Origin of the sequence: Enhygromyxa salina, from assembly GCF_000737335.2 — a bacterium.
In the GTDB taxonomy this organism is placed as follows: Bacteria; Myxococcota_A; Polyangia; order Nannocystales; family Nannocystaceae; genus Plesiocystis; species Plesiocystis salina_C.
On sequence record NZ_JMCC02000001.1, the window covers coordinates 50,138 to 65,196 of the forward strand.

Genomic DNA, 15,059 nt, shown 5'->3' on the forward strand with positions numbered 1-15,059 from the left:
CTCTCGCCGCTGATCTCGAGCATCGTCCATGCGTTCCGGGACGGTCGTGATCGCCTTTCGAGGTGCGAGGTCGCTGGTGTAGGATGATTTCAACCGAGGCGGTGGAGCGAGGAACATGGCCAAGATCGAAACCTGCGATGTCGTTCTGTTCGTGGCCACCACTTCGGAGGTCGAGGCGCTCGATACAGTCGCAGATGAGCTGGAAATCCCCGTGCACGTTCGGGATGGACCGCTGGGCGAGTTTCGCTGGCTAGGCATCGTCGGTCATACCCGAGTGCTCGCCGCCCGGACAACGATGGGGGCGCTTGATTTTCACGGGTCCGGCTCTCGGGCTGTGCACTACGTCAACGCCACGCAGGCCACCGGAGTGATCTCGATCGGGATGGCGTTCGGTTGCGACCCCGATAACCAGAAACTCGGCGATGTGTTGGTGGGCACCCAACTCGTCCCGTACGACAACCGAGACGTCGGGCTGGTGGATGGGGTGATCACCACGACATACAACCGGGTCAAGCGGCGACGGGCGAAACGATCGTTGGTGCGGTTGATGGAGGGCCACGCCAAGGCGCAGGGTCCGACGACAGCGCACTTCGGTGCCTTGCTCACAGGCGCTGCACGCATCCACTGTGCCGCATTCCGCGACCAGCTGAGGGCTCGTGTCCCGCAGAAGGGCGAGCCAATCATCGGCGGTGAGATGGAAGGAGTGGGCCTTCTGGCGGCGTCGGACCCGCAAGAGCCCAACTGGCTCGTTGTGAAGGGGATCTCGGACTTCGGCGACGAAGAGCGGCACAGCGTCATCAACGAGTCGCGCGAGCAGGCTTGCCGGGCCGCGGCGCGTTTCGTGCTGGGAGCCCTGGCCGAGCAGCCGTAGTATGGAGAGACCATGAGCCTACAACAGCTTGTCCAGCCCCCGGCGTCGCGCCCGCTCCACGGAAGTGTGGAGTTCTGGATGCAGAAAGCCAGGGAACTTGGCGGGCGCGTGACGGTGGAGTTCGATCGCAAGCGCGACGGCCTCTCGTTTCGGCCGGCTCGGCTGACGGTCTTCATTGTGGACGCCAGCGATGTGCGGGTGGACGGCTCTCCTGATCCCACGTCCGAGCTCTGGGATGAGGAGGTCAACGAGGACTACATCTCCATCGGAGCCAAGGCTGTTTCGGTTGAGAACGAGATGGAGCGCCTTGGCTACTCTCTGAAGTTCAAGCTCGAGCCGGTCGAGGCGCGCTACGGCGATGGGTATTTCAACTCGATGCTCGTGTTGGTGCTGACCGAGCATGGTTTCGCCGACGCGCCGAGTGTTGCGCGGTGCCTAGAGCGGACCTCCACGAATCCTCCAAGCACCGTCCAGCCGCAGTTCACCCATGCGCGGCGGGACATCGAGTCTGCGCTGCGAAGCGCGGGCAGCCGGCTGACCGCTGCCCTTGGGTACGACGCCGGAATCGCTCAACAGATCCTGACGGGCGCTGTGGCCTACTACCTGGATGAACGTTTCCACATTACGAATCGGGAGCGTCTCGGCTTCGGGTAGTCGTGCTGACTACCCGAAGCATCGCCGAGCCCCGGTCGGGCCGGCCCTCGATCCGGTCTCTTAGCTGATCTTGTCGCCCGGCAGCGAGCGCGGGTCGAGCTCGATCACGGTCACCTTGTCGTCGCTCTGACCGGCCGCCATGATCATCCCCTCGCTCACGCCAAACCGCATCGTCCGCGGCTTGAGGTTGGCGAACATGACCACGTGCTTGCCCAGCAGCTGGTCCGGGGCGTAGCTCTGCGAGATGCCCGAGAACACGTTGCGCTGGCCCAGCGGGCCCAGATCCACGGTCAGACGCAGCAGCTTCTTGGCCTTGGGCACCTGCTCGCACTCGACGATCTTGCCAACTCGCAGATCGATCTGTTCGAGCGCGTCAATCCCAACTTCTTCGGCGAGCGGCGCGACCTCGTAGTCGAAGCTTGGCCCCGCGTCCTCGCTCTGGGTCGCGCCCACGGCCTGATCGGCGGCGACGTCTTGTTTGCTGGCTTCGATCAGCGCGTCGAGGGTCGCGCTCTGCAGCCGCTCGGCCAGGGTCTCGTACGCCCCGAGCTCGAGCCCGGCCGGCAGTGGCTCGGCCGCGTTGGCGAAGCTCAGCGGCTGATCGAGCTTCAGCATCCGCTCGATCTTCTCGCCCCACTCGGGCAGCACCGGCTTGAGCACGGCGCCGACCAGCTTGCTGACCTGCACGCCGACCGTGAGGATCGCCCGCGCGCGCTCGGGGTCGGTCTTGATCACCTTCCACGGCGCGTGCTCGTTGATGTACCCGTCACACGCTTCGGCCATCTCCATCGCCAGGCGCAGGGCCTTGGCGCTGTCGAAGTTGCGGTACAGATCCGGGACCTCGAGCAGCTTTTGCCGCGCACCCTCGAGCACCGCCGCGCCATCTTCCGGGATTGGGCCAAGCGTGCCGCCAAGCTTGTTGTTGAGGAACTTGATGCTGCGGCTGGCCAGGTTGGCGGCCTTGCCAACCAGGTCCGCGTTGACGCGCAGCACGAAGTCGTCCATGGCCAGGTCGAAGTCGTCTTGGTTGCTCGACAGCCGCGCGGCCAGGTAGTAGCGCAGGTACGCTGGATCCACGTGCTCGAGGTAGGTGTTGGCGAGGATGAAGGTCCCGCGCCGCTTCGACATCTTCTCGCCGTTGACCTTGAGCCAGCCGTGGACTTGGACCCGCGAGGGCACGGTGTAGCCAGCGGCGTTGAGCATGGCTGGCCAGAACAGGCAGTGGAAGTAGACGATGTCCTTGCCGATGACGTGGACGATCTCGGTCTGACCGTCCTCGCGGCCGGGGGGCGCCTTCCACCAGTCATCTAGGTTCTTGCCGTTGAGCTCGCACCACTTCTCGGTCGCGGCGATGTAGCCGATCGGCGCGTCGAACCACACGTAGAAGTACTTGCCCGGGAACCCCGGGATCTCGATGCCAAAGTAGGGGGCCTCGCGCGAGATGTCCCAGTCGCGCAGGCCGCCGTCGACCCAGCTCAACACGAAGTTGCGCACGCTGTCTTGCAGGATCGTGGCGCCGCCCTCGGACGCGGGGGTCAGCCACTCGCGCAAGAACGCCTCGTGTCGGGCCAGCGGCACGAACAAGTGCTCGGAGGTGCGCAAGACTGGGGTGTCGCCCGAGATCACCGAGCGCGGCTCGATCAGCTCGGTTGGACGATAGGTGCTGCCGCAGCGCTCGCACGAGTCGCCGTCTTGGTCGGGCGTCTTGCAGACTGGGCAGGTGCCCTGAACCATGCGGTCGGGCAAGAACATCTGGTCGACCTCGCTGTAGAGCTGCTCGACGTCGCGGACCTCGATGTCGCCGCGCTCGCGCAGCGCCTCGAAGATCGCCGCGGCGTGCTTGCGGTTCTCTTCGCTGTGCGTGGTGTAGAAGATGTCGTAGCCGATCTGAAACCCGTTGTAGGCCTTGACGTGCTCGTCGTAGACCCGGGCGATCAGCTGCTCGGGATCGATGCCCTCACGCAGCGCGCGGATCTGGATTGGCGTGCCGTGGGTGTCGTCCGCCCACATGAAGATGACCTCGTCGCCCATCATCCGCCGGGCGCGAACGTACACGTCGGTCTGGATGGCCTCGAGCACATGCCCGAGGTGGGCGGGCCCGTTGGCGTAGGTGAGCGCGGCGGTGACGAGGACCTTGTTGGCCATGGGGGCCGTTTCTAGCAGATGGACTCGTTGTGTCTATCCTTGCGAGGGATCGTGGTAGCCTACGACCGCCATGGCCACGGCGAAGAACGCCTCAAAACGGTATATGCGGCCGCCGCCGCAGTACGTGCACGACTGGTTCTCGCCGCTGCGCTCGAGCGACGTGGTCGCAGGCAAGATCACCAACTTCACGTACATGGGCCACGATCTCATCGCATTTCGCGACGAGGCGGGTGAGGTCGTGGTGCTCGACGCCCAGTGCCCGCACTTCGGCGCGCATCGGGGCGTTGGCGGGCGCGTCGTAGATGGCTGCGTGCGCTGCCCCTTCCACGGCCTGTACTTCAACGGCGACGGGCAGTGCGTCAAGGGTGACTTCGTCGCGGACGCGACCAGCTTGCGCCACGTCAAGTCGGTGCCGTGGACCGTCCACGAGGTCGCCGCGTCGATCTTCATCTGGCACGGCGTGGACCGGACCAAGCCCGATCGCCCGCTGCGCTTCCTGAAAGACGGCTTTTTTGATGGCTGGAGTGAGCCGGTGACCAACGCCGGGCGCCCGCTCGCGCCAACCAACGTGTTCTTCCCAACCGAGAACATCGTCGACATCCAGCACTTCTACGCTGTGCACTTTTGGGAGCTCAGCGGGATCGATCGTCACCCAGGCGAGGATGAACTCGGCGACTTCTCCACGGTCTTGCGGGTGACCTGGACCTTGGGCGCGCAGAGCCCCAGCCCGCTGCTGCAGCGGCTGGGCAAGGTGATCAAGACCCCCTTCGAGTTTGACGTTCGGGTGCTTGGCCCAGGCATGGCCCTCTCCATCGCCAGGCTGGGCCCGGACCAGGGCAACCTCGAGGTCATGAACATCATCTTGATCACCCCGGTCAGCCCCACCGATTGTCACATTCGCGTGGTCAGCTCGGTCAAGCGCACGATCGACACCCCGATCAACAAGCTCGCGCGGCGGGTCGTTGGGCGCGGTCTAGAAGACCTTCTGGCGCGGGTGTTCTTGGCGATCGCCACCAAGGACTTCGACGGCGACGAGATGATCTGGACCAAGCGCAAGTTCTTGCAAAACCCCAAGCCGCTCGCCGAAGACGGCCCGATCATCGACTTCAGGCGCTGGTGCGAGCGGTTCTGGCCGCCCGAGTACCTGCCGGAGTAACCTGCCCGAGCCGCGCGCCCGCGCCAAGCAAGGGCTATGTGGGGGTCACGTATCGGCGGGGCAAGAGCGGCGCCTTGGGGCGGCGACGCTGCACGGCCCGCGACCACGTGCGCGGCTGCGGAGGCGGGCTCGAGGGCGGCCCCAGCGGTGGACCCGTCGGGGTCGGTTGCGCCGGGATCTCGATGATCGCGTTGGCTTGTTTGATCGAGGACATTGGACTGAGCGGGGCTCGACACCCGTCGCCATTGGTGCAGCTGCAGACAAGTTGACGAGGGGGGCGAAGCAGCAGCGCCAACATGGCGACCTTCGAGCGCGGAGCGTCGACGCGCGGCGTCGAGGTCGTGCGCTTCCCGGTACCTCAAACCAACTATCCCGTTCTCACGATTTTCGCAATGCAGCTCCTCGTGCAAAGCGAGCCGCCCGTCGAGATGAACCTGGGGCAAGTTGCCGGCGCGCGCGAACAGTCGCTCGATGTTGCGCAGGTCCTGCGTCTCACTGCTCTAGAACGGCGGGCGATCGAGCTCGAGCTTGGCTCAGCGCGGATATTCGATCGTCATGCTCAGGTGCCCAGCGCGGATTGTGCTGCCAGCCGGAAGCCGCATCGGCTGCGTTGCCTCGACGCCGTCAACGCTCAGCTCGGGCTGCCCGTGGCGCGGCTGCGCAGGCGGCTCGGCGGGCGCGAGCACGGCCTCGGTGCCGTGTCCACCCCAGTGCAGCACCGCCTGGACCCGCTTGCTGCCGTCGCTAGCGGTCTGGATCAGGCACTTGTCGCTGGTGCCGATCGTCTGCTTGCCGGGGATCACGAACGCGAGGTCCTTGGTGCCGCGCGCGTCGTGGATGTGCATGACCGCGGCGACCGGGGTCTCGAGCTCGCGATGCAGGATCGACGCGAGCTCGCGCGCGACCACGCCACCGCTGGCCGGGCGCTGCTCAGGTTGCTTTTGCAAGGTCCGGTGGACCAGCTGAATCAGCCGCTTGGGCAGGCGCTTGCGACAGTCGCGGTAGCGATCCAAGGGCACGAGGTCACGCTTGACGTGGGCCGAGAGCCACTCGAGCGGCTCGTCGAGCAAGCGCTCGCGGACCGCGTTGCACGGCTCCTTGGCGAACAGCGGCATGCGGGCCGAGAGCAGCTCGTAGAGCACGATGCCGATGCTGTAGACGTCGCTGGCGGGGACCAGCTCGGTGCCAACGACCTGCTCGGGCTGGCTGTAGTGGGGGGTCCCGATCAGCATGTGACCCATGGTCGCGGTGATGCCGATCGTGGAGCCCGGGTCCCACGCCCGCGCGAGCCCAAAGTCGATCACCTTGCAGGTGCCGTCGGGCAGCACCCACAGGTTCTCTGGCTTGATGTCACGGTGGACGATGCCCTGCTGGTGGGCCTCGTCGAGCCCGACGCAGGCTTCATAGGCGAGCTTGCAGGCGCGGATCGTGTCCATGGGGTCGTGGAAGTGATGGACTGCCAGCAGATCCGCGCCCTCGAGCAGCTCCATGATCATGTACCAGCGCTCGTCGGCGCCAAGCCCATGATCGAGGATCCGGACCACGTGCGGGTTGCTCAGCGACTCGAGAATTCGGATCTCGCGGAGCGCTCGCAAGGCGGTGGCCTCGGCCTCGACGGGGACGCGCGACAGCTTGAGCGCGACTGGCTTCGGGTGGCCGGGCGCCCGGACCTCGTACACTTTGGCGAAGGTTCCGGTCCCGAGCTCGGCGAGGATCTCGAACTCCTCGTAGCGGTCTCCTGGGGCGAGTTCGAGGTTCATCGGTGTGGCGGTGGCTCGAAGCCGAGCGAAGGATGGGCGAGGATCGTCGATCACGCCCGTGACGGCGCTCGATGCCACCAGTACCACGCTTGGGCCCCGCGCTGGAGCGCCGGAATGGGCCATGGGCTCGGTCCCAGCTGACACCCGCGTCACCCCTACGAACGCGCGTGGGCGGCGTGAGGAGCCTGGCGGGACCGCGCGCCGGGTGGGCGCCGACCTGGAGGGAGGCCTTGGCGCTGTCGAAAACCGCGCGCGCCGCCAGACGTCGAGTGCCAGCCCGCGCAAGCAATGCAGAGGTAGTTCTCAGGTAGGCCCTGGTCTGACCTTGGAGACTGACCCCATACTAATTGTTCGCGCTCATGAGCAACCGACTTTACGTGGGCAATCTGTCCTGCGACATCACCGAGGACACGATCCGCCAGCAGTTTAACGCCGTCGGTGAGGTGACGGAGGTATGTATCGTGAAAGATCGCGAAACTGGGCGGCCGCGCGGGTACGCGTTCGTAACGATGGCGACGGTCGATGATGCAGCCACCGCGATCGTCGAGCTCAACGGGAAGATCTTTGCCGGGCGAACCCTGCGGGTCAACGAGGCGGAGCACCGAGTCTCTCGACGCGGCCGCCACGGTCGTTGCGACTAGAGGCGATCCGCTCAATCCAAAAGATCCGGACGGGGAGTCTTCTGTGAGCGTCGGTCTACTCGAGGGCTGAGTTGCTCCTCCGACCTCCTCCGAGTCACGAGTTCGCACCCAATTCCGCTCGACGAAGACCCAAAATGAGGTGATCCACCCCAGAGTCACGGAAAAGATCCGGACGGGGAGTCTTCTGTGAGCGTCGGTCTACTCGAGGGCTGAGTTGCTCCTCCGACCTCCTCCGAGTCACGAGTTCGCACCCAATTCCGCTCGACGAAGACCCAAAATGAGGTGATCCACCCCCGCGACACCCCCAAAATTGCCGCCGAACCAATACAAACCGGCAGGATGGCTCGCGCGACCCCGCCGTCTGGCTATTTTGGCGCCCGCTACGGCGCCTGAGAGATCACATCAACGCCCGCGAAGCGCCGCATCCAGTACGTCCCCGCAGGAAACACAGCCGGCTTGCCCGCGAGCAGCAACGCCCGCGCCGCGGCGTAGTCACGCTCCCACGCCCGGTCCCGCGCCACTTCCTTCAGCACGAGCCTCAGGCACGGACCCGCGTGCTTTGGCGTGACCGTGAACCGCTCTTCAAAGCTCTGCGGCGCACGATTCCACCGCTGCCCGGCAAGCTTGCGCGGCCCCATGAATCGGCGCCCATGCTTGCGCATGTATCGATGGACCTCGAGCTCGCGCTCGCGCACTGCGTCCATCAGCTTTTCGTACAGTGCGTCGTCGTCGAGCTCGGAGAAGATCGGCGGCCGGACCAGCGTCAGCGAGACCTCCTCGGGCATGTCGCCCTTGTCGTCGAACAGCCCTTTGGGCCGCTTGAAGGTCCGCGTCTCGCCGAAGCGCCAGCCGATCGTGGTGAAGCCGGGCCACTGGCGCGACCACTTCACGAGGCCCGCCTCGACGGGGTTGGTCAGGGTGTAGACGATGTCCATCAGCGACTCGCCCTCGGTTGGCCGCCGGGTGTCGCAGGGGCCATCGCCGCTCCAGACGCTGTCACTGCGGCCGAGCTGGGCGTTGCGACCGCGAGCGATGAGGCTGTGCAGCAGCTGCTTGAAGGGAACGAGGTTGGCGTCGGGATCCGTGAGGTCGGTGTGGTGGTGGTTGGACATCCACAGGCTCGAGTGGATCTGGATGCCGTAGCGCGCGGCCGCGTGGGCGAGGCAGTAGCCGACGAAGTTGTTGAACTCATCGGGCTCGGGCCCGGGGGAGAACAGCATCAGGCGGTTGATACAGCGCCGGGTGATCTTGTACTGGCGACCACGGTAGATCGGCTGCGCGCGGACGCGCGGGTAGTCGCGGGCGAGGCCGCGGGCTCGGTTGTTCGCCCGACGGGCGGCGCTCTCTTGTTTCTGCGCGGGAGTGGCCACGCAGGGCTATCGGCCCGCGGATCCTGGGTGTTGCGTTAATTTTGATGCGCTCGTGGAGCCCAGTGATCCGAGGATCAAAATGGAGACTCTGAGTCCGGCGAGGCACCCATACAAGTGATCCGAGGATCAAAATGGAGACTCTGAGTCCGGCGAGGCAAGTGATCCGAGGATCAAAATGGAGACTCTGAGTCCGGCGAGGCATGGGAATCTTGCCCCCCATACACAGCTGGGTCGCACGACGTCGTGGGAATCTAGCCAGCCTGCAGCTCGGCGAGCATGGGATCGATGATCGTTGCCCAGGTGGCGTGGCGAAGCTGGGCTTGGGCGCGAGGATCCAGGCGGCCGTGCTCGGCCAGCGCCTGGGCGTGGGGATCGGCCGTGGGGATCGGCCCGGTCGGTCGCAGCTGCTCGCTCACCTCGCGGACAGCGAGCAGCACGGGGGCACCATGCTTGGCGATCGCCCACGCGAGCGTGCGCCAGGCCAAGGCCGCGTGCTCGCTCTCGTCGTCGGCGATCTCGGCCAGCACCTGCGCGACCGCGGGATCCGTGCAGCCGCGCGCGGCTCGTTGGGCACCGGCGGCGGCGACCGTCTCGCCCACGCAGCCCTCGATGAAGGTGTCGATCGCAACGCGGATCAGCCCGCCGTCGCGTGGGGCCAGTTGGGGCGAGGATGCGGGGGCACACGCGCGACCGTAGCGAGCGGCGAGCTCGAAGCAGCGCGCGGCGTGGCGCTGCTCGTCGACGGCGGCGCGCTCACAAGCGGCGAGCAGCTGGTCGGGTGCGCCCACGGCCTCGAGCTCGGCGCGCACACGCAAGAATGACGCGATCGAGGCGTGCTCGATCAGCGCGTCGGCCAGCCACGCTTGCGCAAGGCGCTGACGCAGCTCGGTTGGAAGCTCGTCGCGGGTATCGGCCTGGCCGGCCTGGCCGAGCTCGACGAGCTCGGCGAGCTGGGGCTGTCCGCGATCATCGAGCAACGGCCGACCACCTGGGCACTGCTCCATCCAGGTGTAGCAGCAGGCGTCGGCCTCACCGGCCGCGCGCTTGGCCCTGGTCGCCACGTGGTCGATGTTGGCTTGTGCCCGCATCCCCAACAGCGCCTTGCGGGCGTCCTCGTCGATGTCCGCCATCCCGGCAGAAGTGATGGTCCCGGGGCAGCCCTCGATGTCCGGGATGTGGGTGCCGAGCGGCACGTTCTGGCTGCGCACACTCGCAACCAGAGACTGCGGCCCACACCATTCGCGCGTGGGGCAAGTCGGTAGATCGTTCGAATCCGGCGGTGGAGCTGACGATGGTACGCCACCGGAGCCGATCGCGGTCGTCGGCTCGTCCCCTCGATCAGCGCCGCTGTCCTCGGGCTCGAGCTGGTCGGGGGCCGCCTTACCCCCATCCGCCACCGCGACGTCGGGTTGCGCGGCGCTCTTCTCGTCACCGCTCGTGCAGGCGAGGGTCAACAACAAAGCGGGCGAGAGCTGCAGTGCACAGCGAAGTCGACGATGCAGTCCAGCGAGATCGGACACGGAAGTCGAGAACAGCGAGGGCGACATGGCGGCCAGGATACAATGAAGCACCGCGAAGTTTGTGCGCCGTGTCGAGTTCATGCTCCCGATCCACGTGGGCCGCCTATGCTGATCGGGTGAGAGATGTGCAGCCCAGCGGCGATGGGTTGAGCGAGCACCTGCGCGCGCTCGAGCGGCGCCTGGCGATCGAGCTCGAGCGCTTCGGTCGACAACAGGCGCTCGGGCCCGAGCTGTTCCCTGGTGTGGTCATCCACGCTTCAGAGGCCGCCCGCGCGCTGGAGGAGCTCCACGACCACCGCGGCGATCCGGGCATCGACGCGGACTATCTGCGCGCGCCATGCAGCGACGCCAGAGCCAGCCAAGCTCGGGGCCTGGCGGATAAGACATCCGATGCGAGTTTGGGGGTGGAGTGAACGCCGCGCCGCTCATTTTCGGGATGTGGATAGGCAGGCGAAGTGGGCTCGGGCCGGGTCGGGTGGCGAACAGGCCCCCAACTTCACCCCGTTCGGCTCGGTCTCGCGCCGGGCCTGCCTTGGTCTCTGAGCCCAAGCCACGGCTCCGCCATCTCGGCCTGGTCAGGGGACGGGTCGTTCACGCCGCGAAGTCGAGTGGTTCGACCGTGGGCCGAGGAACGTCGGCCCCCAAGAGCACAAGATCAACTGAACGCGAGCACACGAGACACTCGGGCGGGCAGCGGGGGACGTCGCGCGAGTGGCTGCGACGCAGCCGACGCGCCGGATGCTGCTCCAGCACGCGCCGTGTGTTCAATTTACCTGGAGCGACCATGCTCCGAGTAAAACTGGGCCAGGATGATCGTCGAACGCACCACTTCCACGCAAGCGCAGGGGTGGTCGAGCGCGGGGATGCTCGTCGCGCTGCTGCTGCTCGGCGCCTGCACGCCCGAACTCGGGCACTCCCCAGCACCGCTCGCGCCGTCGGCTGCGGCGCTGGCTGAAACCGCCGAGCTCGCTGCGGGCCTCGACGCCGCCAACGGCATGGCGCGTGGGCGCGCAACGGCAGACCTCGGCGGTGTTGCCCTCTCCCTCGCTGACGCGACGCTGCTGCAACTCACCGGCGCCGGCAGCCCCTGCACACTCGACGAGGACGCGAAGCTGCTGGTCATGTTCGAGGGGCCCGAGGCGTTTGCGCTGGTCGGCGATCGGTCGCCGCGGATCGTCGCGCGCGAACGTGACTCCGGGGACCTGCAATGCTGGCCGATATCCGCCCGCGGGCGCGTCGAACCGACCGACTTCACGCCCACGACACCGCAGCTCGAGCTCGCGCTCGGACCCGCAGAGGATCACGCAGCGGCTCGGCAGCTGACGAGCGCGGATCTGCGGCCCGAACTCGAGGGCGCCGAGGCGATGACGCTCGAGCTGCTCGACGCGGCGCTCCACCTGCGGGTCACGAGCCAGGCGGGCGCGCTGCTGCTGGACTGGGAAGCTGGCGAGCCGTGCGAGCGACACGAGGCGTCCGTCGCCGCGCTGCGACGCGAGGCGGGCGTCGTGCTCGTGCTCGCGCAGCTGTGTGACGCGTGCCCGAGCTGCGACCACGGGGAGAATCGCTTGCACACGACCGACGAGATTTGGTGGCCCGATCGCGGGTCCCCCTTGCTCGCCGCGAGCCAGTCGCTCCACACCAGCGCCGAGGGCTCGATGGACGCGGGCCAGCGCAGCGTCGAGAGCCGTACGCGCGAGTCCTGGCGGCTGAACGCGGGCGCCCTGCACCACGATCTCGTCGAGCGCGAGATCACCCACAGTCGTTACGAGTGCGCCGACGATGACGAAAGCGACTGCTGTGTGCGCGAGTCCGTCGAGGCCGCCCGCGCTGCGTCGTGGATCTACGCGCCGAGCTCGGGCGCTCCCCACACCTGGATCGTCGACGAGGCCAGCGCCACGGACGACGGCGAGTGCGAGTGATGAGGTCTCCTCTCCACTATCGTCGGATTGACACCAACGGTGGTCGCAGATAGCATTTTGGGCCATGTTCGATGTCTTTGACGCTGAACGCCTCTGCCCAGTGTGCGATTTGGTGACTTTTAGTCCGGTCATATTGCAAATCCAAACGCAGCTGCCGTTGATCAATCGCCTGCGTTATTATGGCGTGGGCGATGCGATCGAGATTCCCGACACGAGCTCTGCTTGGGCCGTGACAGCGACGACGACGACGACCTCGATTCAAACGACGGTTGAGGCCCCAGGCCCGAGCGCATCGCACCGCGGCAGCGGGGGCAGTTCATGACGTGCCTGATTCCCGACCCGCCGCCGGCACCCGAGCCGCGTTGGTCAGGCAGCGGGTACCTCGAGCTCGAGGCCGAAGGCTTACCTGGCGCCGTCGAGGTCCGCATCTCCACCTACACGGACGAGGGCGTCACCTTGCAGCCGATCAAGCTCCCCGTCGGCACCGTCATCGCCTCGGGCGAGGCCGAGCATACGGTCGCCGGTACCCCTGATGACGAATTGGTGGTGCCAGTCGACGAACAGCTGGCCAAGGCCCCGTGGGAGAGCTTCAAAGATCCGTATGGGAAGGTCGACTGGCCGATCACGTTCACGGTGACGACCCCCCCGGTCACGAGCCGCTGACCGCGACGACGCGGACTTCGCCGGAAACCCCGGCTGTCCCAAGCAGGTCGTCGCTGGAAGCGGCAGCAACCAAGGGCCGACCTTCAAGACAATGAAGGCGTGGGCCAGCGATCAATTGCCGAAGCTTGCGGGTGCGCTGAACAAGGGTCGGGAAAAATAGCTCGATACGCGGTAGAAGAACACCCACCCCAGCGTCGCGTCTCATCACCTGCCCCATCCACAAAAAGCGCGTCAAGAAGCCCGACGACCCCGCCGAAGCGAAGCGTTTCGATGACCTCGATGCCAAGGTCCAAGACATCGTGAACGCTGCCCGCCTCCGATGAGCACCATGTCTGAACCACGGCAACATGTGCGGTACCTGCCTCCTCCCTTTGTCGGAGATCAATGGATGATGTTCGGCCAAGGGTTCACGCTCGAGGGCCCGCTTCCGCAGGGACTGGGTGATGATGCCAACCTGCTCGATGCCAATCCGAGGATGCGCCTGACATGTGTGTTCGTCCAGACGAGCACGGGGAATTTCCGCAACGCAGCGGCTCTTGTAGCATTGTGTGACGAGCCGGATGTCGCGGTGGATTGCGCGACCTGTCTGTCACGACCGCAAGCTATGCGCCGACATGCCTCAGCTCCGCACCTAACCCGGAACGAACTTAGGGTGTGCAGCGCTAGATCGGAAGGGCGGACCGGGCCGAGCTGGGCAGCGGGGACTCGTGGCCGGGTTGCTTGCTGGGGATCTTGCTGATCGCTCGCTCGGCGAGCGCGGTGATCGTGAGGCTGGGGTTGACGCCAGGGTTGGCCGAGATCGCGGCGCCGTCGATCACGTACATGCCCTCGTAGCCGAACACGCGGTGCTGCGGGTCGATCACGCCCTCGTTGGCGGTGCGACCCATGCACGCGCCGCCAAGAATGTGTGCGGTCGTGGGGATGTTGAGGGCGGTCTCGGTGACCATTGAGCCGGCGAAGCCTTGGACACGGTCGGCGACCGCGGCGGCGAGCTCGGTGGCTTCGGGGATCGAGGCGGTTGGAGCCTGGCCATGCTCGAGGTCGCTGCCCATGTGCTTGCGCAGCGCGCCCTTGCGGCGGAATCGGAGCGTGCCGTCGGCCGAGCGCATGTACAGCAAGATGATCGTGTACTTGGCCCAGTCGGGGACGAAGTAGCTCTTGAGAAAGTGCCGTGGACTGGTGATCGCGCGGCCCATGGCCTGGAACAGCTTGACGATGCCAGGGGCGGTGCCGCCAACGTGGGGGGCCATGAGCGTGCGGAAGAAGCCCGAGCCGGCGCCGTAGCGGACGACCTCGAGGTGCGACTGCGGGTCGGTCTGATAGATCGATCCAATCGACACGCCCTTGCTGAGATCCCGCTCGCGCTGCTCGCTGACCACACCGATCAGCGACTCCGAGTTGGTGCGGATCCGCCGGCCAACCTGCGCTGACAGCCGCGGCAGCGAGCCCTCGCGCAGCCGCAGCAGCAGGTCCACGCTGCCGAGCACGCCAGCCGAGAAGATCACCTGCTTGGCGGTGTAGCGGTTGCGCTTGCGCAGCGCGCCGAACAGGCCCTTGCCTTCTTTGGTCAGGATCTCGTAGCCGCCGCTGCCGTCGCCGGGCGCGAGCGGGCGGACGTCAACGACCTCGCAGTCGGCGCGCAGGGTCAGACCAAGCTTGCGCGCGAGGTACAGGTAGTTCTTGTCGAGCGTGTTCTTGGCGCCGTGGCGGCAGCCGGTCATGCACGCGCCGCACTTGATGCAGCCCGTCCGCGCGGGGCCGTGACCTTCGAAGTAGGGATCGGGCGCGGTCACCCCTGGCTGGCCCTCGGACTCACCACCAAAATAAACGGCGACGTGGGTCGACTCGAAGGCCTGCGGCTGGCCGCGATCTTCCGCGATCTGCTTCAAGATCCGATCGGGTGGGGTCAAGAACGGGACCGGAACCGCGCCAAGCATGCGCCGCGCGACCGCGTAGTGGGGCATGAGCTCCTGCTCCCAGTCCGACAGCTCCGCCCACGCGGGGCTCTGGAAAAAATCGCGCTTGGGGATCGGCAAGGTGTTGGCGTAGACCAGCGAGCCGCCGCCGACGCCAGCGCCAGCGAGCACGGTGACGTGCTTGAAGAAGCGCATCTGGAAGATGCCGCGAAAGCCCAGGCGCGGCATCCATAGCCAGCGACGCAGGTTCCAGTTGGTCTTGGGAAAGTCCTTGGCCTGAAACTCGGCGCCCTTCTCTAGCATGAGCACGTCGTAGCCCTTCTCGAGCAGGCGCAGGGCGGAGACGCTGCCGCCGAAGCCGGAGCCGATGACGGCGAAGTCGTGATCGAAGGGCATCGTGCTCGATTGTTAGCATGACAATTGGTTTGTCACGAATGCTCGGGC

Annotated in this window: 13 protein-coding genes; 8 read left to right on the top strand and 5 right to left on the bottom strand. The window is 66.4% G+C overall.

Annotated features, from left to right (window positions below; translation table 11 throughout):
- Positions 1-115 precede the first annotated feature (115 nt).
- Positions 116-871: a 5'-methylthioadenosine/S-adenosylhomocysteine nucleosidase family protein gene (locus DB30_RS00215; RefSeq protein WP_052545890.1), complete on the top strand. Its 756-nt coding sequence runs from the start codon at positions 116-118 to the stop codon at positions 869-871.
- 12 nt (positions 872-883) lie between these two features.
- Positions 884-1,525, top strand: a complete 642-nt coding sequence (locus DB30_RS00220) for a hypothetical protein (protein WP_146657718.1) — start codon at positions 884-886, stop codon at positions 1,523-1,525.
- Between the two features lie 60 nt (positions 1,526-1,585).
- On the opposite strand, the gene metG is transcribed toward DB30_RS00220, so the two are convergent.
- Positions 1,586-3,670, bottom strand: coding sequence for a methionine--tRNA ligase (metG, locus tag DB30_RS00225; RefSeq protein ID WP_052545892.1), 2,085 nt, complete (start codon positions 3,668-3,670; stop codon positions 1,586-1,588).
- A gap of 70 nt (positions 3,671-3,740) precedes the next feature.
- On the opposite strand from metG, the gene DB30_RS00230 reads away from it, so the two are divergent.
- On the top strand, positions 3,741-4,826 hold the full coding sequence (locus DB30_RS00230; protein WP_146657719.1) for a Rieske 2Fe-2S domain-containing protein: 1,086 nt from the start codon (positions 3,741-3,743) through the stop codon (positions 4,824-4,826).
- A 533-nt stretch (positions 4,827-5,359) separates the two neighbouring features.
- On the opposite strand, the gene DB30_RS00235 is transcribed toward DB30_RS00230, so the two are convergent.
- Positions 5,360-6,586, bottom strand: coding sequence for a serine/threonine protein kinase (locus DB30_RS00235; RefSeq protein ID WP_052545895.1), 1,227 nt, complete (start codon positions 6,584-6,586; stop codon positions 5,360-5,362).
- A 377-nt stretch (positions 6,587-6,963) separates the two neighbouring features.
- Between DB30_RS00235 and DB30_RS00240 the strand changes: the two genes are divergently transcribed.
- Positions 6,964-7,227 (top strand): RNA recognition motif domain-containing protein, encoded by a 264-nt coding sequence (locus DB30_RS00240; protein ID WP_240480130.1) that lies wholly within the window; start codon positions 6,964-6,966, stop codon positions 7,225-7,227.
- A 380-nt stretch (positions 7,228-7,607) separates the two neighbouring features.
- Here the strand turns inward: DB30_RS00240 and DB30_RS00245 are convergent, their stop codons facing one another.
- Together DB30_RS00245 and DB30_RS00250 are read right to left on the bottom strand one after the other, a co-directional pair.
- The gene (locus DB30_RS00245; protein ID WP_052545897.1) at positions 7,608-8,597 is read right to left on the bottom strand and encodes a hypothetical protein; all 990 of its coding nucleotides are present in this window, start codon (positions 8,595-8,597) and stop codon (positions 7,608-7,610) included.
- Between the two features lie 251 nt (positions 8,598-8,848).
- Positions 8,849-9,805 (bottom strand): hypothetical protein, encoded by a 957-nt coding sequence (locus DB30_RS00250; protein ID WP_146657720.1) that lies wholly within the window; start codon positions 9,803-9,805, stop codon positions 8,849-8,851.
- Between the two features lie 428 nt (positions 9,806-10,233).
- Between DB30_RS00250 and DB30_RS00255 the strand changes: the two genes are divergently transcribed.
- The 4 genes from DB30_RS00255 (at position 10,234) to DB30_RS00270 (ending at position 12,699) form a co-directional block, all read left to right on the top strand.
- The gene (locus DB30_RS00255) at positions 10,234-10,530 is read left to right on the top strand and encodes a hypothetical protein (protein WP_146657721.1); all 297 of its coding nucleotides are present in this window, start codon (positions 10,234-10,236) and stop codon (positions 10,528-10,530) included.
- A 396-nt stretch (positions 10,531-10,926) separates the two neighbouring features.
- Positions 10,927-12,036 (top strand): hypothetical protein, encoded by a 1,110-nt coding sequence (locus tag DB30_RS00260; protein WP_146657722.1) that lies wholly within the window; start codon positions 10,927-10,929, stop codon positions 12,034-12,036.
- A 64-nt stretch (positions 12,037-12,100) separates the two neighbouring features.
- The gene (locus DB30_RS00265; RefSeq protein ID WP_146657723.1) at positions 12,101-12,358 is read left to right on the top strand and encodes a hypothetical protein; all 258 of its coding nucleotides are present in this window, start codon (positions 12,101-12,103) and stop codon (positions 12,356-12,358) included.
- Complete coding sequence (locus tag DB30_RS00270) at positions 12,355-12,699, top strand: hypothetical protein (RefSeq protein ID WP_052545901.1); 345 nt, start codon at positions 12,355-12,357, stop codon at positions 12,697-12,699. Before DB30_RS00265 ends, DB30_RS00270 begins: the two co-directional genes overlap by 4 nt.
- Positions 12,700-13,361: 662 nt before the next feature.
- Here the strand turns inward: DB30_RS00270 and DB30_RS00275 are convergent.
- Complete coding sequence (locus DB30_RS00275; protein WP_052545902.1) at positions 13,362-15,011, bottom strand: GMC family oxidoreductase; 1,650 nt, start codon at positions 15,009-15,011, stop codon at positions 13,362-13,364.
- Positions 15,012-15,059: the final 48 nt, after the last annotated feature.